This window comes from Vibrio sp. B4-6 (genome assembly GCF_963888245.1).
In the GTDB taxonomy this organism is placed as follows: domain Bacteria; phylum Pseudomonadota; class Gammaproteobacteria; order Enterobacterales; family Vibrionaceae; genus Vibrio; species Vibrio anguillarum.
Map to the genome: position 1 here is coordinate 124581 of NZ_CAWPIM010000066.1, position 20761 is coordinate 145341.

The 20761-nt window shown below is 37.0% G+C and carries 13 protein-coding genes and 4 pseudogenes; 5 read left to right on the plus strand and 12 right to left on the minus strand.

The genetic code is table 11. From position 1 onward, the window contains the following. Nucleotides 1–229: 229 nt before the first annotated feature. Both vanM and luxN read left to right on the plus strand, forming a co-directional pair. Nucleotides 230–1432: an acyl-homoserine-lactone synthase VanM gene (gene vanM / locus AACV20_RS14800; protein ID WP_013868032.1), complete on the plus strand. Its 1203-nt coding sequence runs from the start codon at nucleotides 230–232 to the stop codon at nucleotides 1430–1432. After that, nucleotides 1425–4004 (plus strand): quorum-sensing autoinducer 1 sensor kinase/phosphatase LuxN, encoded by a 2580-nt coding sequence (gene luxN, locus AACV20_RS14805; protein WP_170907556.1) that lies wholly within the window; start codon nucleotides 1425–1427, stop codon nucleotides 4002–4004. The genes vanM and luxN overlap by 8 nt, the downstream gene beginning before the upstream one ends. Nucleotides 4005–4898: 894 nt before the next feature. Here the strand turns inward: luxN and AACV20_RS14810 are convergent. Both AACV20_RS14810 and AACV20_RS14815 read right to left on the minus strand, forming a co-directional pair. Then, nucleotides 4899–6260, minus strand: coding sequence for an L-serine ammonia-lyase (locus AACV20_RS14810; protein ID WP_170907557.1), 1362 nt, complete (start codon nucleotides 6258–6260; stop codon nucleotides 4899–4901). Between the two features lie 11 nt (nucleotides 6261–6271). Further along, nucleotides 6272–6676: pseudogene (locus tag AACV20_RS14815) on the minus strand (sodium:solute symporter); the annotation flags it as partial. A gap of 3 nt (nucleotides 6677–6679) precedes the next feature. Here AACV20_RS14815 and AACV20_RS14820 point away from each other — a divergent pair. Continuing rightward, nucleotides 6680–7066: pseudogene (locus tag AACV20_RS14820) on the plus strand (transposase); the annotation flags it as partial. 163 nt (nucleotides 7067–7229) lie between these two features. Here the strand turns inward: AACV20_RS14820 and AACV20_RS14825 are convergent. From AACV20_RS14825 to AACV20_RS14835, 3 genes are all read right to left on the minus strand, one after another. Then, a complete protein-coding gene (locus AACV20_RS14825) occupies nucleotides 7230–10763 on the minus strand; it encodes a response regulator (protein WP_170907558.1) in 3534 nt (1177 codons plus the stop codon). After that, nucleotides 10760–11383 carry a response regulator transcription factor gene (locus tag AACV20_RS14830; RefSeq protein ID WP_170895647.1) on the minus strand — a complete coding sequence of 208 codons (624 nt, stop codon included), beginning with the start codon at nucleotides 11381–11383 and terminating at the stop codon, nucleotides 10760–10762. The genes AACV20_RS14825 and AACV20_RS14830 overlap by 4 nt, the downstream gene beginning before the upstream one ends. Nucleotides 11384–12056: 673 nt before the next feature. Continuing rightward, complete coding sequence (locus AACV20_RS14835) at nucleotides 12057–12380, minus strand: hypothetical protein (RefSeq protein ID WP_170895646.1); 324 nt, start codon at nucleotides 12378–12380, stop codon at nucleotides 12057–12059. Nucleotides 12381–12694: 314 nt separating this feature from the next. Between AACV20_RS14835 and AACV20_RS14840 the strand changes: the two genes are divergently transcribed. Together AACV20_RS14840 and AACV20_RS14845 are read left to right on the plus strand one after the other, a co-directional pair. Beyond that, nucleotides 12695–13450, plus strand: coding sequence for a GMC family oxidoreductase (locus tag AACV20_RS14840; protein WP_170895645.1), 756 nt, complete (start codon nucleotides 12695–12697; stop codon nucleotides 13448–13450). A 10-nt stretch (nucleotides 13451–13460) separates the two neighbouring features. After that, nucleotides 13461–13815, plus strand: a pseudogene (locus AACV20_RS14845) (ISAs1 family transposase); the annotation flags it as partial. Nucleotides 13816–13826: 11 nt separating this feature from the next. Here the strand turns inward: AACV20_RS14845 and AACV20_RS14850 are convergent. The 7 genes and pseudogenes from AACV20_RS14850 to AACV20_RS14880 form a co-directional block, all read right to left on the minus strand. Beyond that, nucleotides 13827–14000, minus strand: a pseudogene (locus AACV20_RS14850) (transposase); the annotation flags it as partial. A 168-nt stretch (nucleotides 14001–14168) separates the two neighbouring features. Continuing rightward, nucleotides 14169–15125: an OmpA family protein gene (locus tag AACV20_RS14855; RefSeq protein WP_170895644.1), complete on the minus strand. Its 957-nt coding sequence runs from the start codon at nucleotides 15123–15125 to the stop codon at nucleotides 14169–14171. Nucleotides 15126–15157: 32 nt separating this feature from the next. Beyond that, complete coding sequence (locus AACV20_RS14860) at nucleotides 15158–15649, minus strand: outer membrane beta-barrel protein (RefSeq protein ID WP_170895643.1); 492 nt, start codon at nucleotides 15647–15649, stop codon at nucleotides 15158–15160. Next, nucleotides 15646–16662, minus strand: coding sequence for a hypothetical protein (locus AACV20_RS14865; RefSeq protein ID WP_170895642.1), 1017 nt, complete (start codon nucleotides 16660–16662; stop codon nucleotides 15646–15648). Before AACV20_RS14865 ends, AACV20_RS14860 begins: the two co-directional genes overlap by 4 nt. Before the next feature lie 22 nt (nucleotides 16663–16684). Further along, nucleotides 16685–17395, minus strand: a complete 711-nt coding sequence (locus AACV20_RS14870) for a hypothetical protein (RefSeq protein WP_170895641.1) — start codon at nucleotides 17393–17395, stop codon at nucleotides 16685–16687. Then, the gene (locus AACV20_RS14875) at nucleotides 17395–20154 is read right to left on the minus strand and encodes a TcfC E-set like domain-containing protein (protein WP_170907559.1); all 2760 of its coding nucleotides are present in this window, start codon (nucleotides 20152–20154) and stop codon (nucleotides 17395–17397) included. The genes AACV20_RS14870 and AACV20_RS14875 overlap by 1 nt, the downstream gene beginning before the upstream one ends. Continuing rightward, nucleotides 20151–20705 carry a hypothetical protein gene (locus tag AACV20_RS14880; RefSeq protein WP_170895639.1) on the minus strand — a complete coding sequence of 185 codons (555 nt, stop codon included), beginning with the start codon at nucleotides 20703–20705 and terminating at the stop codon, nucleotides 20151–20153. Before AACV20_RS14880 ends, AACV20_RS14875 begins: the two co-directional genes overlap by 4 nt. Between the last annotated feature and the right edge of the window lie 56 nt (nucleotides 20706–20761).

Consider the following 20761-nt stretch of genomic DNA (forward strand, 5'->3'; position numbering starts at 1 on the left):
CGCTGTTGTGGAGGGTAAGTGCAAGTAGTAAACTTGCTGCGGATATGCAACTGGTACTTAGAATGTTAGGTACAAATAAAATCGCGGTTACTGGTACTGACTGACGTGACGCCAAATACCCTCCTAAATCAAAATCTCATTTACTGGAGCCTATCTAATAAAACTAATAAAAAATAATTAAATAATTAAATAATTAAATAATTAAATAAACCTAGGCTAGGTTAACTCTATGAAAATAATATCATCTTTAGGCTCACGGCTGACAAACAGTCTGCCTATTGAAAAAAAACAGCGGGCTCTGGTAGAGTTCGTCATCAATACTTATCAACCACAGCAACGAGCTGATCTTTTCCGCGCCCTTACAGAGCACCGCAAAAACCAATTACTCAACCTATTTCCTGAACATCACAATAAAAGCTTCTCAATACTGTTTGAATTGATGGACTACCGAGAGCTCATCCGGCGCTATCCGAATACATTCGGTGAAGAGATAGCACATCTTGAGCAAGCCGTCAGCGAGTGTTATTCGCATTGGCTAGATTTCTGGTGTGAATGCGAAATTGCGGCTATAAAAACACTATTCCCTATCGAAGCGGATGCTCCTCATCGTATCGAACTGCCACTTAAAGACTGTGCCTACCGTGGTTTTTTGATCGACCAGATAGAGGATTCTGAACTTTGGGTCACAACGCCCAGTCACCCGCAAAAAATGCCCATCAAAGATGCGATCACCTTGAGCAATCTTGAGCTATTTATTAAAGGCGAAAAGTGGTACGAGATGCTGCCTTTATTGTCCTTATCACAAAAAGGGAAGCACTTTGTTTTACTCAAGCATCCTAATAACGAAGCATCTCCCACACTGGTCGCTTCAATGTTGGTACAAGATTGGTCAGTAAATCAGACTTGGCTTAGTTACGCACAGCAATTCAGTAACGAACAGTGGCAATTCTGTTTACCCGATCATAGTTACGATGTTTTGATGGAATTACAGCTTTTCAAACCAGCACTGTCGAAATGCGACTCTCTCCCAGAATTCGATCATCAATTTCGGCGACAATTGACTGGTACGCAAGCGGTCTGTGAAGTGCTGCGTTTAACCGTCAGTGGTAACGCTCAACAAAAGCTCTATTTTCTCTACCTTGCTCAAAAAAAGCTCATCCAAATACTAAATCAAATGGGGTATAAAATTGGTTTCACCATTATCGAACAACCTTTCATACTCAATTTTTATCAAACTATCGAACCAAAATCGTATTTCCGTTCTGGATATAACGACTTAAATAATAACGGAAAACAAAGTTATCGTGGATTCTGGATGATTGAAAGGATGGATAAGGTTTTCAGTGATACCAATTTTCGTGACTATCGACATGCAGTTTCTCAGCGTAGGAAGTACGATTTAACCAAAAGGAAAGAGAAAGAGTATGCTTAACCTCAACTTAGATCCAATTCTCTATCCCAAAGCGATAACGCTTATCGCAGCAGTAGCCATGGTGCTCGTTTGGTTAACTTACTATTGCTATCGTCTTAAACAAAAAAATGAAGTGATTTTTGGCACACACCACGCCTCCTACATCGCTTATTCCTCGTGTATCATCGCTTGGATAGGAAGTAATGCATATTTCCATACTGATTGGCTAGTTGAGCTTGGTGTAAATAGAGCAATCTTTATGGCAGAAATTGCCAATATTTCTGCATCCCTTGCATTTGTTTTTGCTTACTATTTCTCATGTCAGCTCTCTGCCGAACAAAGAAAAGGCAAAGTACACCTTTGGCAACGGCTGATATTTATTACTATAGCGGCCTACTCCGTACTTATTAACTTGCAATCTAACCTCACAGTGAAACATGTTGATATTGTCGGACCGAGCGAGTTTGTCATTGAATTTGGGCCCCATACACCTTACTTCTTTAATGCCATGCTATGTTCAGTGATACTGACGTTATTTAACTTGGTCGTAATGCGAACCAATAGTAGTAAGTTAGCACTGGCCAAAACCAATTATATTATTGCAGGTATATTGGTATACATGCTTTCAACACTAGTTATCCACATAGGAATCACCTTTTTCTTTCAAGATTTCTCACTCTCTTGGCTACCTCCGGCACTCTCCATCAGCGAAATGATGTTTGTTGGCTATGCTCTTATCACTTCACGCTTCTACAGTGTGAAATACCTTGCTTACCTGTGTCTCAATACTGCGTTAGTATGTGGGGTTTTATTCATACCGCTCGGCACAATCTTCATCCCTCTCACCGACAGCAACCAATGGCTGATTGCAATACCACTCTGTGCACTTATTGGTATTACTTGGAATCCACTCTACAAACGCTTGAGCCGTTACGCCTCTTTACTCATTTACGGCAATCAGCAGACTCCTGTAGAGCAAATTCTCGCTTTGGAAGACGATTTCAAGCGGTCAATTGATGATGCGATGCGCCGTTTAGGCCAGTTATTATACATCGCCGATGATAAGCTGCAGTTCGTTAATAGTAACTATAACGAAACCGTCTACGAACGTTACCTTTCATCCAAACAAACCGCACTAGTGTTTGATGAATTGTTTGAAAAATTAGACAACAAAACCGCGGCAAAAAACTCGATCAAAGCCCTTTATGACAAAATGAGCTCAAACAATACTGCGTTGGTTATGCCACTGTTTGGCCACAGCAAATTGGTCACACATTTATTAATCTCACCACACAAAATCAATAATCAGATGTTTTCTAATGAAGAAATCGCTGCACTTCAAACCTTGCTAACCCGAATACAAAGTATTATTGAAGCGGATAGACGTGTCTGCCAAAGTCGTGCATTAGCGAATTCAATTGCGCATGAAATGCGTAACCCGCTCGCTCAAGTACAATTGCATTTTGAAATTTTAAAGCAACATATTGATAGTCAAGCGCCCGCACAACAAATTAAACAGGATATTGAGAACGGCCAAGCGGCTATTCAACGTGGGCGGCAGTTGATTGATATTATCTTGCGCGAGGTCAGCGATAGTTCACCTGAACACGAACCGATTACGATGACGTCGATCCACAAAGCCGTTGATCAGGCGGTCAGTCAATATGGCTTTGAGAACGAGAAAGTAATTGAGCGAATTCACTTACCACAACAAGATGACTTCGTAGCAAAACTTAATGAAACCTTATTCAACTTTGTTATTTTCAACTTGATTCGTAACGCAATTTATTATTTTGATTCCTACCCAAATAGCCAAATTGAGATCACAACTCAAATCGGTACTTATGAAAATATTTTAATCTTCAGAGATACAGGCCCGGGGATTGACGACGCCATTTCTTATAAGATTTTCGATGACTTTTTCTCTTATCAAAAAAGCGGAGGCAGCGGTCTGGGGCTCGGCTATTGCCAGCGTGTCATGCGCTCTTTTGGCGGCCGAGTTGAATGCAAATCGAAACTGGGGGAGTTTACGGAATTCCACTTATACTTTCCTATGGTACCCAATGCTCCCCAAGCCGACTCGCTTCGTACTCCTGATTTCAAAAGTTGGCAACAACCTAAACCGAATACCGAGCAAAGAACCGTTGACGATATACAACCAATCGATAAGCCATTTCTAACCAATAACAAAGCACCCACGGTGCTCATCGTTGACGATAAAGAAGTACAACGCTCACTAGTTCAAATGTATCTGAACCAACTTGGTGTTAACAACTTGCAGGCAAACAACGGTGAAAATGCAGTAGAAATCTTTAAAGCGAATTCCATCGATTTGATTTTGATGGATATTCAAATGCCAGTTATGAATGGTTTTGAAGCCAGCCAAATCATTAAGGCGCATTCTCCGCAGGTTCCGATCATTGCGCTGTCAGGTGAATCTGGCGAACGTGAGCTAGAAATGATTAGCAAGCTGATGGACGGTCGTTTAGAGAAACCGACGTCATTAAATGCGTTACAGCAAGTAATCAGCCATTGGTTAAATAGAGACGTTGTACCCAATGCTCATACAGCAAAGAGTGGAACGGTTATTTGACGTGATTGAAGATACCAACATCTAGATAAAACTCAGCCAGTACCAAAACCATTTCGGTGCTGGCTGACATTTTAAAACCGCATAATCTATTATAAACCGTCTACTACCTACACTCGCCAAGCCTTGACCTCAGAGACCCCAAGTGGTTCTAGCTGAATATCTAATGAACCCATGCAAGTTATACATGCAATAATTACATATGCACCTTGTTTCAAATCTCATTTCATGAACGACAGGGTTGAGCACCTCACCTTTTCAGTCTATTGTTTGTAGCGAAAGACAGGTTCGACTTAAACAACACCTTTGCTTGCACACTTTTAGCCGCCTATTTTTGGCGGCTTTTTTCTTGCTAGGCAATTATTTTCTTTTTAACAGCGCGATACACTCTTCGTAGTGAGGGGCATAATTAATCAGAGCCGCAAAAGCGGCTCTGATTAATTATGGTTGTATCAACAACCATAAATTGATATTAATATTTTACAATATTTCAGATAGTTATAAAAAATACAACCATATGTTGATATCGCCGAATGCAACCATAAGTTGATATTTTTGTGATAATTGGATTTGGGAGTTAAATTTTTTGTAGGAAACTTTCTTACAGAAAAAACGACCCGTAACTCCCCTCACCTCATCGACAAATTCAGTAGCGAGTTAACATATGACAAAGTCGCTTGGTAATTAAGGTACGACAGAACCGCTCGATGATCACAAAGACTTGACCATCCGCTGAAACACGTTTCTGGACAAAAGTTACTTAGAGTGTTCACTTAAATTAGGAAAGCGCGGGTAACTTTAGGTATGGGAAAGTCGCTTAGCCGTTAGTTAAGTGTCCTGTTTTTCCGGTACAGATCACACCACTATAATTTTTAGATGTCAGACAAGCATTACACCTTAATTACAAGGGGGAGACAGATGAATTAGTGCTAACCCCCCTAATGATGTTTCCCGATACTTCCTATTCATGTCTTTGCCGGTTTGGTACATGGTTTCAATGACTTTATCTAAAGATATTAGACATTTGCTATTGCGTTTTAGTGCCATACGAGAGGCGTTGATCGCTCCCATCGCATTGCGCTCGATACAAGGCACTTGTACCAAGCCACCAATTGGGTCACATGTCATACCTAATGAGTGCTCCATTGCAATCTCAGCAGCAATACAAATCTGTTCATTACTACCACCTCGAAGTGCTGTCAGACCTGCCGCCGCCATTGATGATGAAACTCCGACTTCACCCTGACATCCAACTTCGGCACCTGAAATCGATGCGTTGGTTTTATACAGGATTCCAATAGCGCCTGACACGGCGAGGAAATCTTTCAATTGCTTGGTATCAAGTGACTTAATAAAGCGATGGTAGTACATCAGTACTGCAGGAATGACGCCTGCCGCACCATTAGTTGGCGATGTAACGACCTGGCCACCCGCAGCATTCTCCTCACTTACCGCAAAGGCAAACAGGTTAATCCAATCCATGATTTCCATCGGATCGTTCTCTACCGCTGTATTGGCTTCTAGCTTTTTCAGTAGATTTGGGGCGCGAAGAGTCACGTTCAAGCCACCTTCCAAAATCCCTTCAGTTTCGAAACCACGCTCCATACAACTGATCATCACTCTCCAGATTTGGTCGGCACGCTTATCGATGTCCGGCATATCTTGGAACGCTTGCTCATTGCTAAGAATCATACCGCCAAGGCTAATGCCATGTTTCTCCGCCTGAGCCAACATTTCATCAGCACTTGCAAACGGATACTCTACTTCAACCGGAGTTGTAGGATTGCCATTTTGCAGTTCATCAGCAGTCGCAATAAAACCACCACCAATGGAGTAGTATGTTTCGAACCCAAGCTGCTTACCTTGAGCATCAAATGCAGTGATCGTCATACCGTTCTCATGCAATGGTAAGTTATCGCCATGAAAAAGCATATCTGTCTGGTAGTTAAACTTGATCTCATGACGATCATCAACAGATAACAAGCCTTCATCAATTGCTTTACGCATTGCTCGGTTCGCAGAAGCGATTTTAAGAGTGTCTGGCTTATTACCTAACAACCCCAGGATCGTCGCACGGTCAGTATGGTGACCAATGCCTGTCAGTGACAGAGAACCGTAGAGATCCACCTGAATACGAACAACTTTTTCCAGATTAGATTTAATCAAGCGAGTGAAATGGTAACCCGCAATCATAGGACCATTGGTATGGGAACTCGAAGGCCCGACACCAATCTTATAAATATCAAAGATAGACAGCATAAATTTACCCGTTACGACAATGCAGCATAAAGCCAATCAGGCAAAACCGTACAAGCAGCAATGGTCGCAGCAGCGAACCCCAACAACCCATAATGGCTAGCCGTTGGCTTAGCGAATAGATGTTTTTGATTACTAATAAAGGTTTGCTGTTCCTCAGTAACGAAACCCCACCGATAACTGACGAGCACTCCAAAGACTAAGAATACGAAGGTTCCTATCGGCGCAAACCAAGGCCAAGCTACATCCATATATCTCGCGATGAAAACAGCGACTACACTTGTGATGCTTCCTACAATCACGCCTGTCTCGTTCGCTTTTGACCAAAACAAGCCAAGAACAAACGAACCTAATCTAATCCCGACGAATATTGAGGTTAGGCTAGCAATAGTCTTAAGCACAGATTCATTTGATACCGCGAACTGCTAAAGCAGACACGTCGTAAAATCATTGAGATATCAGGTGATGGTGCTTATGACACAAAGGTTTGCTATGATGCTATACGAATCAAACGAGCGGTTCCACTCATCCCGCCACGAGAAGGGGCGGCCTTCTGGGAACATGGGCATTCTCGCAATTTAGCGGTAGGTTGTCAGAAGATTTACGGCTCGAACAATATGTGGAAAAAGCGGTATGGCTATCATAAACGCTCGCTATCAGAGACAGCAATGTATCGAGTGAAACAGTTGTTGGGTGGAAAACTCAGCCTCCGAAATTACAACGCTCAGGTTGGTGAGACTTACGCAATGATTAAAGCGCTGAACAAGCTTACAGGACTTGGTATGCCTGAAACTCAGTATGTTGTATAAAAGTTGCTCAACTTTAGGCGTTTTGGTTTCTAGTCTGAATTACGCAACAAATCCCTGATTAGGTTTAAAAGTAAAAAATAGATACAGATTAGGTATAATTAATTAACATAGAAAAAGGACTGAGAATAACATTCTAGTCCTTTTTAATTTACTATAATTATGACTAAGATAGAAAATCACCCATCGCTACAATAACGTCATTGAATTCAGATTGAAGATGTTCGATGTCTTTATCTTCTAACTTATATTTGCTTTCTATCGATAAACAAATTTTTATAATACCTTGAAAGCCGAGCATATTCGAAGCACTTTTTATACGATGTATAAGCTCCATTTGATCTTCTAATATATTTGACTGAGATAATTTTGACAAATCTACACTTGTCGTTTTCACAAACTCGTCGAATACTACTGTTAAATCAACGCCTGCATTCATCAAATAAATCAGAACATCCTTATTGATTACCAGATTAGGTTTAGATACTTTAACTTTTTTGGCATTGGCATTATCATTATATTTAACATGAATTCGACTTTCTAACTCTTTAATATCTAAAGGTTTAAACAAACAATCATCCATACCAGCAAGAAGACATTTTTCCTTAATATCAGCTTGTGCATTGGCTGTTAAGCCTAAAATAATTAGATTATTACGAGAAAAAAATCGATCTCTAATATTTCGAGTCAATTCATATCCATCCATTTCAGGCATATGACAATCAGTAATAACAACGTTAATATCTACATTTTTGTCAAGCACGGATAAAGCATCATAACCATCACAAGCAGTTAATACTTCATGCCCTAACTGCTCGATTTGTTTAGATAAAATGATACGATTACTTGGGTGATCATCAACAAGTAAGATTTTCTTTTTTTCAAACGGCTCTTCTTTATCCTTGTCTTCGACTGAATTTTTATAAAGTAAGGTTATATTTTCAACAATCGGAAATTTAAATATCATTGATACCGTAGTACCAATGTCAGCTTGACTACTTAAATCCATCTTACCTGACATTAACTCACATAGATTTTTAGTAATCATTAAACCAAGGCCAGTTCCACCTCTATTATAAGAACTTGATGTTTGAGAAAAAGTTTTGAATAATTTATCAACTTCCTCTTGTTTAATACCTATCCCTGTATCTTTAATAACTATTTTTATTTCTTGGTGGTTATCAAAAACACCAAGATTAACAAATTTTATTTGTATTGAGCCTTCATCAGTAAACTTAACTGCATTACTAAGGACATTAAGTAAAATTTGTTTTAACCTTAAATCATCAAACATTAAAAACGGTTCAATAGTATCATCATAGCTTTTTATTAGACGGACATTTTTCTGTTTAGCTAAGCCATAGAACATATTAAAAATAGAGCTTATCGTATCTTTAAAATTTGCATCTTTAGGAATAATATTGAGCTCATTAGCCTCAATCTTACTAAGATCAAGTATGTCGCCAATTAATGATAATAAATCTTTAGCTGAATCATATGCTATGTTTAAATGTTTATTTTTTTCATCTGAACTATAGTCATAATTAATAACTAAATCTAGTGCACCTATAATCACATTCATAGGTGTTCTTATTTCATGGCTCATCGTTGCTAAGAATAAACTCTTCGCTGAGTTTGCTGATTCAGCTTCAATTTTAGCATCCTCAATCTCATCTAATAATTTAGCCCTTTCTGAGATATCTAGCCAACCGCCAATCACACCAGATGTATGACCATTAATGTCCGAGTATGCTCTCAACCAGTGATAAATGACATATTTTTGATTATCTATATAAAGTGTATAATCCTCTACACTACTTTCATTTAATTGAATAACTTCCTTATGCCTTCTTATTAACTTTAAGTACTGGGGATAACCTAACCTTTTCAAAAAATAAAAGGAGTGGCTATTCTGATAGTTAAATATTGATTTAAATGCTTCATTAGATACTTTTATTTTAAAATTTTCAGACATAAAATAGATTGGATGTGGTATAGAATCAACAATATCCTGAAGGAAATTCAACTGTTCTGAGTTTTGATTTTTTAAGTTACGCTCAATCTTTAAAGCTTTCCGAGCTAGAACAATATATATAATAACTAAAAACAGTATAATAATCATACTTATTGATAATGTATATACAGTATACTTATAATCTTTCCATGTATTATTGGCAACTACTGCATTCTTTCTCCACATATTTGCAATAACTTCGATTTGCCCTTTAGGTATCTCTCTTAATAGTCCATTAACAAAATCCATTAACTCTTTATTGTCGTTTAACGCAGCAAAAGCCACTTTTGCATTTGGTAGTTCATAATTAATCCCGTTAACCTCTAAATCTTCAAAAAAGTATTGATAAATATAAAAATTAGCAATAGAAATCGGCATGATCGCTGTAGATTTTTTATCTGAGACCACTTTAGTCAAAGCACTTAAATAACCATCTGTTTGAATGTTTTTGTAATTAGATAAATCCATCATCTCTTTTATTATACTATTTTTTGTTGTAACTACACTTTCAATATCATGTAACATAACATTCTTATGGGTAACATAAACAAAAGGATTACGCAATATAACATCTGATATCAAAAAATGCTCTCGACGAGATTTTGATTCATTGATAGCAACCAAATCAACTTGACCATTTTTTAATAGAGAAAATGCATTATCCAACTCTTTTTCAACAATTAAATTTATTTTAACACCTGTATATATGTTAAACAGGTTTAACAACTCCACGAGAATACCCTGCGGATTGTCAAATTCATCCAAATAACTAAAAGGTGCCTGATGTGGCATCACAACAACTGATATCTCATCTTGACCAAACTTATTTACTACATTTTCTTTGATATAAGCTAACTCATTCAAAGTTGGAGGAGTAATTCCTCCGCCATTCCATCGATGCACAATCAGTTGTAAAGTGTTAGTATCAATACTTGCGATAACTTTATTAAATATATTTCTTAACATTGTATTATTTGCATCAAAAGAAAAGGCAAAACCTTTGCTATCAACCTCTTGGATCACTTCTTGATATTTTAAGTCACCAATATAATGGTTGTTATATGAATGATTTAATGAGAGAAGATCATTGATAACTGCATCTACCTCTCCAAAAACTGCAGCAGCTATCGCTTCTTCTCTTGATGGATAGAAAAAAAATTCTATATGAGGAAATACACTTCTAAGACGTTCAGAATCAAGATACTCATAAGCAACGGATACGGTTTTTATCTCATTAATTTTTGATGACCGAAATAAAATCGGTCTATCAGGGAAATAAATCTCTGATAAAATCAACCCAAACTGTAATTCGTACCCATTCGATGATGTAATTAAATCTATCTCATTTTTCAAGATAGCAGCTATTGCTTCATTCCTTGTCTTAAAAAAATAAAAATCAAGCTCAATATCTAGAATATCAGAGATAATAGCAATAACCTCTGAACTTATACCAGAATACAAAATATTATCTTGCCCCTCCTCAACGATATCAAAGGGTATAAATGAAGGAAGGTTGACTCCAACTCTTAACGTTTTTTTATTTGATAAATAATATTTTTCATTTTGAGTAAGAAACACATTCGTGTTTCTTACCTCTACTTTATTAGGTTGAATTACTTTCCCATTACTTTCTAATGAGAAAGAAGCTAATAAAAATAATAAGCCAGCTAACAAGCCTTCTTTCATGATACGTCATTTCTCTTCGCAAAATCTGCCAGTTCAAGAACGTGATTGACACCCAGTTTATCGAATATTCTCTTTTTATAAGTACTAATGGTTTTTTCACTCAATGATAACTCTCTTGCTATCTCATTATTATTACTGCCATTGATTAAAAATTTCATAACTAAAAACTCCCTTTTAGATAACATACTCAAAGGATCATCACCCATTTTTTTATTCGATAATGTACTTAATGCTCCATCTGGGAAAAAATTATACCCTCTTAACACTGTATTTAAAGCCAATCCAATTTCTTTAACATCTTGACTTTTCGAGACAAAACCATTTGCTCCGGCTTCCATACAGCGACGTGCAAAATAGATTGAATTTTGTGATGTAAATATTAATATTTTTGCCTCAGGGAGATAGTTCTTTATTTTTTGGGTTAATTCTAACCCATCCATACCTGGCAAGCTGATATCTAAAATAATAGCATCAACTTTATAATCTATATTTCTTAACTTCTTGAGTACAGCTTGGCCATCACTGAATTGATCAACAATTTTGTAACCTTCTTTCTCAACAATACCTTTAACCGTCGCTAAAACAACCGGATGATCATCAACTAGAATAATATTTTTCATAGCATCTCTCTGTAAGAAAATTCTCTCATTGCATCGCAACCTCAACCTACAGGATGTGAGGAAACATCTCGTTTTTATAAAAACCAAGCAAGATTATACTTCAAGGATATTTAAATCAATAAACTTATCTATCAATGTGATTGCTGCGTAAAGTAAATGTATAGTAATTAGCAGACCTTGTGTAGATATACATATGTATTAAGTTGTTACATATAAGATAGGTAAACATGCAGTATCTATTCAGCTCTATTATTATTATCGCATCTTGTTTTTTAATGGATTGCTATGAGCACACTAACAATAAACACTTTGATACATATAGAAAACCTATAAAAATCGACAAAAGCTCGATAAGCTTATCAAATGTTAATAAAGATAACTTTCTATCTATTGCAAATTTTTCAATGAACGATTATCTCATTAACATAGAGTACCATTGTGATAATAAATATAAACAAAAGTACCAAAGCCTACTCATATCTAAACCCGCACTAAGATTAAACCCAAACTCTGTCACCTCTGTAAGTATATCTTTAATCGATATACTTACAGATGACATCGTTATTCATAACAATACTAAGTTGATCATCAAAGCCATCAAGTTAGGTAAATATTCTCATCAAAACAGAGAGTATGAAAAAATCGAAATACCTATCGTTTGGATATAAATGCCTTACATCAAACAATTTCTTTTTTTATAAACGCTAAGCTCTATCGGGCTTATGTATCCGCTTGCATCAAAATCAACGGACGAAAACTCATGATTTTTAATCACCGTTAACTCACTTGCCGTCAATCGACCGTCATTGTTTGTATCCAATACCGTAAATGTTGGTAATAATTTTTTTATACCATCGCACTTTATATCTGGAACCACGCCAGTGAAACTAACGGTAGCAGAAGTGTGACTACGACTATGCCCAAAAGGCATATAAGCGATAATCAGACCACAAGTAGCGATTAAAACCATCCATTTGCTATTAAGCTTAATACCCATCACTAATCCCTCTTCATTTTTCCTACCCACTTTGAGAATGGTATGACATCCATTTTCTGTCAATAATTCACAAAAAAAATAAGAAAAAACCTACAAGCCCACACAGCCTCCCCCACAAAAAATCTGAATTTTCTATAACTCACTATTTTATATAAGAAATATCTGAAATCTTATTTTTAAACCCTTTATCACTGATTGAATTGTCGCTTTACCCTAACTTGCCTTCGCCAATTTCAGTTTTCGCTGTTTTTTCATTTACTTAACGACAAAGGAAACTCTGGCTAAAATCATTCACAATAAAAAGGTCGATATTTATGAAAAAAATTTCTCGTCGTCATATTTTTTTGCTCGGTAGCGGAACTATCGCAACCAGCAGCTTGCTATCAAACCCTGCACACACTTTTATTTTTAAAAATACAAAGTACAAATTAATGGTGCCGGAACTATTTTATACTCGACCAATCCCACCTCAACACTCGAAGAACGTGGTTATTGGCTCTGGTTTTGGCGGTGCAATATCAGCACTAAGACTTAGCCAAGCGGGTGAAGAGGTCACGCTTTTGGAACGCAGGTTTCAATGGCCAAATTCCGATACTAGAGGAATATTTTCGGATGATATGACCCCCGATGGGCGGGCTTTTTGGTTTAAAAATAAAGTGAAAATGATACCAGGCCACACTGCTTATATGGATTCATTTGGCGGCGTACTTGATGCAACTGAGTATAAAAACATCACTATATGGCGTGGAGCCTGTGTAGGCGGTGGCTCGGTAATTTTTACTGGAGTCATGATCCAACCAGAGAGGCTGTATTTTGATGATATTTTTAAAGGTAGTGTCGATTATGACGAAATGAATAGCATTTACTATCCGAGAGTTAAGAAAATGCTTAATCTAAGTAGCATGCCAAACGATATCTATACTAGTGGCCCATTTGGACACAGCCGAGTATGGGATGATCAAGCCAAAAAAGCTGGTTATACCCCCAGGGGACATCGCGAACGTTTTTTAATCAAATTAATGATCGATTTAACGATCACATTTAGCTGTGATCTTATACTCTCTTTTTAGGGAAAGCATTATGCACATCGACCACTTCAAAGAACATTTTCAAACGATCAACGCCAAAGCCCAAAGGTCACTTATTGCCTGCTCGAAGTCCTTTTGGGCTCGCTATGTGCGGTGATTGCTGGTGCGAAAGGCTGGTTTGATATCCGTGAATACATTCTCGGTCATCATGATTGGTTTCAGCGCAATGACCTGTTTTGCATGGTGTACCTGCTGATGACACGATTGCTCGAATAATATCTACGATTGAACCCGAGCAGTTTCATGAGTGCTTCATTAACTGGATATCATCAATACACACCCTTACTGAAGGTCAAGTTATTGCAATTGATGGCAAAACACTTCGAGGCTCTTACAATCGTGATGAGCATGATCCATGTTGAACATTTAGTTCCAAAACATCACAATCTTTCATATTGCATAAAATATAGATTAAGCGATAAAGCTCCTTACCTACATTACCTTGCAAGATCTTGAATCTGTATTTCGGCGTCCAAACTATGTGGTATTTACAACGCCAATGGACATGTGATGAACTTCTGTAGTCGCCCATGTTTTTTGTTTCCTCTTACTTGTGGTGAATAAGAGGTTTACTTCTAACATGGGCACTTCTTCGGGCAATAGCCCCAAAGTTCAATCACCACCGCCCAAGGCGGTGGTTTAGGGATAACAATGAAAGCCTATGAAAATCAATTCCATAGGCTTTATCTAGATAAGACGTTTATTTAAGTTGAATTTCTACCGAGCGTTCTACTGCATTATTGCCTTCAGTAATCGGATTATGATAAGAAACCGCTGACCAAAATAATCTTTCAGGATCAATGTCTTGACTTACTAAATAGTGGTAGATATTTTTCGCACGTTCAGCGGAGATACGTTCATTAATGGCATATCCACCGGTTTTATCGGCGCGGCCCGTCAACTCTGCTTTAAGTTCAGGCATCGTCTTCATTAACTCAGCTACTTCTTGTAGGTGGAACTCTGCTGCACTGTTATGAACAACCCTAGATTGACCTAGGGGGAAGGTAATCACATAATTTGTTCTTACTAATTGTACGACCTCTTCGGTTTTAATTTTCTCAATATATTCTATTTGCGGCACAATCACTTCTTGAACGGCTATCTGATCTTGTTGACCAAACTTGTAAGCGATACCTAAATAGACTTGATGTAAGTGTGTATCATTACCTGAAGCAAGTTTAATATTGTCATAATAGTTATAACCCACTTTGGTCGCGAAGCGTTTCGATATGGTGTATTCAAGGCCAGCACCAACCACGCCACCATAACTATAAGATTCATGCAATTCATTATGATCATCGGCAAGATAATGACTCATACCGACATTGGCGAAAGCGGATAGATTATCCGTTAAAAAATAGTTCGCTTTTAGTCCTAATACGCCGATGTGTATTTTGTTTTCACTTACTACATCCATATAATCATAGCTAGAATATAATGATGCATTATCATGGAACTGGTAACCAAATTCTATTTTACCTGTTGGGCCATAATGATTTTCATTGGCTAGCTCTGGGCTGTTTTCTCGAATCACAACACCACTACCAATACCTAACCAAAAACCTTTTGCATAACCAGAAGGTTGAGGTGCTTCACTAGCAAAAACATTTGGTGACATTGTTCCTAAAAGAATAGGAAGCCAAAATTTTTTTAACATAATTTTCCTTAAAATCGTCAATATTATTGATATTAAAAATAAAAATTCATGCCCACTGATAATGAGTAGATATCATCATCACCATGGCCTTTATACAGGTATTCGTAACTAAACTGAGCACTAAGTTTTTTGTCTAATTGTTTTTTAACACCAATCACGGCGCTAGGATTGATTTTAGAATCATAGACATAACCGCCAATACCTGTATATAAGGTAAAATCGGAATCAAGCTGATGTAGATAAAGCCCTTTAAGTTGATAAGCATACACATTGTCACCATCTACATTTCGACCATAGCTACTATAGCTACTTTCTATGCTCCAATTCGGGGTAAATAAGTAACCCGCTCTTATACTTGCCCCAAGTTTCTCAGTCAAATCATGGTCTTTATCATTCACATTATAATGAATCGACGATCCAGCGTAAAAATGATTGCTTTGGCTTTCGGCTCTTAAATGAAAGGCAGCTAAAGTCAATACAATGAGGGAGATTATATTAATCATCAACAAATGCTTAAATTTCATAGATTCTCCTCAAACACAATGCTAATAGTGTCATTGTAACTGCCCGCTTCCACTTGATCTTTATGGATATTTTCGTAACCAACGTCTAGAAGAAAATTAATATTAGTCATATTGCGTTGCCCTTCTGAAACAATAATCAGCTCGTGGAGTAAAACACCCTCTTTAACAATATCACTCGCCGAGCAAGCACCTTGACACTGTATCGAATAGGGTATTTTATTTGGCCCATTTAGAGTATAATCGCGATTTATAAAATATAATTTTATACCGTTATTGAAATAACCACTAGCATTGATATTAAAGCTTGTTGAGCCAGAGATCGTATTCTTTTGAGTATTATATACTGGTTCAATTATCCCATTACCTAAAACAGTAACAGCGGTTAAATAACTGGGGTGATAGTCTAACTCTACTTCAAAGGTATAAGGAACGTTACTGTAAGTTAATGCACCGGAGCTGGTATAGTACTCATAACGAGCAACCAAAGATACGCTGCCGATATATTTTCCCATTTCCATTCCTTCAAATCCGCTCAGTAGCTCAGCTTCATTAACCTCAACGATTGGACGAGTGAAATAGAAGGGATTTACTCTCGATGGATAAGTAAAATCGAGGTTTGAACGGCAGTTTTCACCCAATAATGCCACCGTTGAGTTACTCATACTCAAAACTTCACAACTGCCTACATTACCACTTTGATTAGGCTTTAAATCACCCATATTATATTCAAGACCGACTACTTTTATGGCTGCAGATACAGAACCGCTGGGGCCGGACAGGTTCAACTGTCCGGGTGTAGCCGCAGCATGAGTAGCAGGTGTCCAGCGTTGGGTACCTTCAAGGTTATGAATAATATCCCAATCGGTTGGAGTATAAAAGTTGCCACCGGATATTTTCATAGCACCAATCCAATCCAGTTTATTGTCAGTTATTGTGCCTCTCATCGATGCCGCCTGAGTAAAGAAAGGCAAACAAATAAACGACAATAAAATGATGTTCCGATAAATTTTCATAATATTTCCTAAACTAACTTATTTATTTAGTTAAGCTCAATGATTGCTTATTTTTATAAGATTCATCATGGTTATAAATATTAACATCAACAACATTGCGTTTAAAATGATCAGGCAATTTAATTTGTCGTTCTCTTCCAGCCACTAGACGCTCTGTTATACGACAATTATTTTTTACCGTAGAAGTGCACTGATCAATCACTAGATTTAATATCGTATTCCCAGTATTTTTAGCGAGTAAGTAATCACCTTGATTAGTTAATGTGTAACTGATCTTAGGTTGAGTCGTAGGGATAACAAATAACGAAGCATAACCATAGTTAATAGTGACGAACGATTGCTGTGATTCCCCCTCCTCAAAATAAGGTGATGGTTCAAAAGCAATAGAGAACATAAGGTCTTTATCACGGGCACACCTTTCAGGGTCACACAACGCTCGGATACCGATATCCTTACTAACCCCAGGCTCAATGATCAGTTTTGGTGCCGTGGTGATGAGTTTCCAATCATCAATATTCTCTTCAGCATACTGAGTTCTAACAATATTACCTTGTTCATCCGTCATTAACTCATAGACATAAGTATTAACAAAGTTAGTTTGTTCAAGGTCGTTAGTTAATGAAATCACACCATTTCCACGGCTATCAGAAACTAAATACATTGTATCAATCGTTAAAGCATTAGCCAATGAGCTAAACAGTAAAACACTGGCTAAGATTATTTTTTTCATCATTAGTTACTACTCCTAATTGCAGATAGACTAAGTTCTCTAATTGATAGTGCTTGGATATCTTTAACGTTTACAATATCTAACACGTCATTATCAAGACCAAGTTTAGCGTAGTCTAGTCCAGACTCTCCCGCAAGGACGTAAACAGCTTTGTATTTACCAATATTTTTAACAATCGAAGTCATACTATTTTTCTTCATTGCGCTAGAGATTTCATCGATACTAAATTTAGTATCGAATAAACCAATAAAGTATAATGCTTTTTCCTTATCATCAATATTAACTAATATATATTCCATAGATTTTATATTTGGTACACAATGATTTCGACCAAAGTTAAGTACATCATGTGAGACTTTACTTTCTGGAATAATACAGGTGTTATCTCCTGAATATAATTCAAAATCTAAACCGTCCATCAAAGACACTTGAAATACACCATCGGTGATTTTTTGTATTTGATGACAGCCAGAGCCTTTGCAAACGAGATCTTTAACTTTGTTACCCATAACATCTTCAAATGAGCTAACAAAAGAAAATATGTTTCTTAAGTTAGGTTTTAATTTTACAACACTGCCTGGTTTGACAAATTCATTTATTCTTTTATCACCAAGGTTGATAAGTGAGACACTTTCTGTATCAATATTAATGTCATATTCGTTATAACTATTGAGTGGATACAAGGTTTTATCATCATAAATAAACGATTTATTTTGTAACTTACCATTTTTACGTACAGTAACGTAACCATAAGTATCTTGCTCGGCTAAGGAACTATTAAGTTCAATAGCACCATACGCATCCGCTTTATTCGAGGTAAATGCTATTGAGTTACCATCGAAAACTTGGTTACTGGATAAACGTCCTGATACCCCTCTTCTTTGTCCTGTCGAATCTGCGTAAGCGTGAACACTACCTTGCCAATGATCTTGTTTAGTGTTTGCAGATAATGCGGCATCAATTGTATTTTTATCTTTTTCTCTCGCGTAATAGTTTTGTGAAACAGAAAGGTCAGAATTGATTTCTTTACTCTTAAAAACATCGGTTTTATTCAAGCTATTTCTAACCTGATTCAGATTATCATTATTGAGTGCCAACATACTGTTTGATGAATAACCAGATCCAAGAGGTACAGATAAGTTCATGGAGGTGTTAAAGTTGTTATTACTGTCTTGATAATTCACTGACAAACTTAAGTTTAGACCATGTTTCAGTGGGATACTCACTCCTGATGTTGCTGACCAGTAGGAGTAGCTATCTTGGCTCATACCAATGCTATCCAACATCGTCTGCTTACCTTTTGAGAGGATCGAGTACGCATAAATGCCGTTACTAAAACGGTAGTTGCCACTTAAGCTAGTACGACTGTATTCACCATCTGCATAAATAAACTGAGCAAGTTTGCCTTCATCACTGCCAATAGAAAAATCTTCATGTCTTAGTGACAGAAAACCATTACCAATGCTGCTGTCAAAATGATGGCTTCCATGGTTAAAATAATTTAGTTTCATATCTAAAGTAAACTGATACGGTAGATAAAATTGTGTACCGACTGTGGCCGCCCATTCACTATCAGAGTATAAACCACCTACACCGATCACCAATGGATTGAGTAAGCGAGCAGCAACTAAACCTTTAGTAAAACCTTTATTTTCAAAATGGTCAGCATAACTAGATTGGCCATAACTGTTACCATCAAATACGCCCGCACTAATTAGGTAATCAATATCACCCACCGCTAATGTGTCTCGAGAGCTATTGTATATTTGCACTACTTCTGATGAAATCACCTGCCCAGCAACAACAACATCGACACGAACTTGATAACGCCCTGATGGTAAATCACTATAGCTGATAGAGCCTTGCCCTTCGCTAATATTAAGCTGCTTAATAATACGATCATCACGATAGATGACTAACTCACCACTTGCTGGCGCATAATAAAACAACTGTTCATAAGCACCACGGTCACCAATCAAGAGGTTTTTTGAACTACCAAAGTTAGCCGATGTCTGCTGATAACGAGTATTCGTCGACAAAAAGTCAGTCGCATTAAACCTAACACCATTTTTAAATTTACCCAAGTATAAGCGTACATCTTCTATGCTCGCATCATATGACAGCTCTTTGATTTCCATGCCTTTAGATGACTGACTATTCGAATAGGAAAGATCAGCCGTTACATGACCTAAAGGCAAACCTAATAAAGATCTGTTATTGATCGTGTAGTTAGTATCTTGATCATTATAGTGACTAAAATAGATATCATTGCTGTTAATCAGTGCATTAGATTCATTTTTTGCAGTCGCATAATCCTTTTCAACATTATTCTTATTGTTATTAAAAAGTTTAGCATTAACAAATAGTCGCAGGTAGTTCTCATCATAGTCATACACGAAAGAGTAAACTTCCGGCACCACAACACACTCAGAGAGTTTTCCGCGGCAAGATTTATCAGAACTAACACCTTGCTCAAGATCTTTGATGAGCATGGTAATTACTTCTGGTTTGATATTACTTTCCTCTAAGTAGAACTTTAATTGATGTTTAGCATCATCTTTACTTTGATCAGGTAATCTTACTGAATCATAGTTAGTCGCAAGTAGAATATAACTATCTTCTCTATCATTAAGCGTACTAAATCGGACTTTTTTGTCTTTAAAAGAATATAAGCTTTTGAAAGATTCAGGAATATTCGCTTGCACTGGTAGTGAAGATACAACAAGCGCTGAAATAATAAGTGCTAATGGTTTCTTTTTCATATTGTAAATTCCAGTCTAACTGAAATGCTCCCACTACAACGTAATAAATAATCATCGAACTGCGTTACTTCCGGCAAAGGTGCGAAAAGTAATTTAAAATCATGAATAGAGTGTTTAAAATCATTCTTGCTGGATTTAAAATCACCAACTTGAATACCTTCATTAATAGCTAGATTTTTACCATCAATCTCTACATCAACAAACTTATCGGATAACTCTAAAACACTCTCAGCCGCAGTATGACATTGTGACTGATTATCAGTAAGAATGATCTGATAACTAGTATTGACTTGGTTATCAGGGATATCCGTTTCTATATATAGTGACGTCTGTAACGGATGGAAAGTATCTATTCCTTTATTATAAAAAGCAGTTAAATTATTCGGAAAAAACTCCAATTTGGTAAAATTTTGTGAATGGAATTTTTTTTTGTCTATTACAGTAGATACGTGCAGTTGCTTAGTTATCACTGCTGCATTAACAGTAGAAAAAAAAGTTATACATAGGACAAATAAAGGTAATGTTCTAGCTAAAAAAATCATACGAAACATAATGCTTCCAACAATAAAAGCAGCTCAAACGAGCTGCTTATAGAAAAACCATCGTT

Excerpts from the sequence above, each read along its gene's own strand:
- AACV20_RS14840 (WP_170895645.1), top strand. The coding sequence starts at position 12,695 with ATGAAAAAAATTTCTCGTCGTCATATTTTTTTGCTCGGTAGCGGAACT.
- AACV20_RS14870 (WP_170895641.1), bottom strand. The coding sequence starts at position 17,395 with ATGATGAAAAAAATAATCTTAGCCAGTGTTTTACTGTTTAGCTCATTG.
- vanM (WP_013868032.1), top strand. The coding sequence starts at position 230 with ATGAAAATAATATCATCTTTAGGCTCACGGCTGACAAACAGTCTGCCT.
- AACV20_RS14825 (WP_170907558.1), bottom strand. The coding sequence starts at position 10,763 with ATGAAAGAAGGCTTGTTAGCTGGCTTATTATTTTTATTAGCTTCTTTC.
- AACV20_RS14830 (WP_170895647.1), bottom strand. The coding sequence starts at position 11,383 with ATGAAAAATATTATTCTAGTTGATGATCATCCGGTTGTTTTAGCGACG.
- luxN (WP_170907556.1), top strand. The coding sequence starts at position 1,425 with ATGCTTAACCTCAACTTAGATCCAATTCTCTATCCCAAAGCGATAACG.
- AACV20_RS14855 (WP_170895644.1), bottom strand. The coding sequence starts at position 15,125 with ATGTTAAAAAAATTTTGGCTTCCTATTCTTTTAGGAACAATGTCACCA.
- AACV20_RS14860 (WP_170895643.1), bottom strand. The coding sequence starts at position 15,649 with ATGAAATTTAAGCATTTGTTGATGATTAATATAATCTCCCTCATTGTA.
- AACV20_RS14880 (WP_170895639.1), bottom strand. The coding sequence starts at position 20,705 with ATGTTTCGTATGATTTTTTTAGCTAGAACATTACCTTTATTTGTCCTA.
- AACV20_RS14835 (WP_170895646.1), bottom strand. The coding sequence starts at position 12,380 with ATGGGTATTAAGCTTAATAGCAAATGGATGGTTTTAATCGCTACTTGT.
- AACV20_RS14865 (WP_170895642.1), bottom strand. The coding sequence starts at position 16,662 with ATGAAAATTTATCGGAACATCATTTTATTGTCGTTTATTTGTTTGCCT.
- AACV20_RS14810 (WP_170907557.1), bottom strand. The coding sequence starts at position 6,260 with ATGCTGTCTATCTTTGATATTTATAAGATTGGTGTCGGGCCTTCGAGT.
- AACV20_RS14875 (WP_170907559.1), bottom strand. The coding sequence starts at position 20,154 with ATGAAAAAGAAACCATTAGCACTTATTATTTCAGCGCTTGTTGTATCT.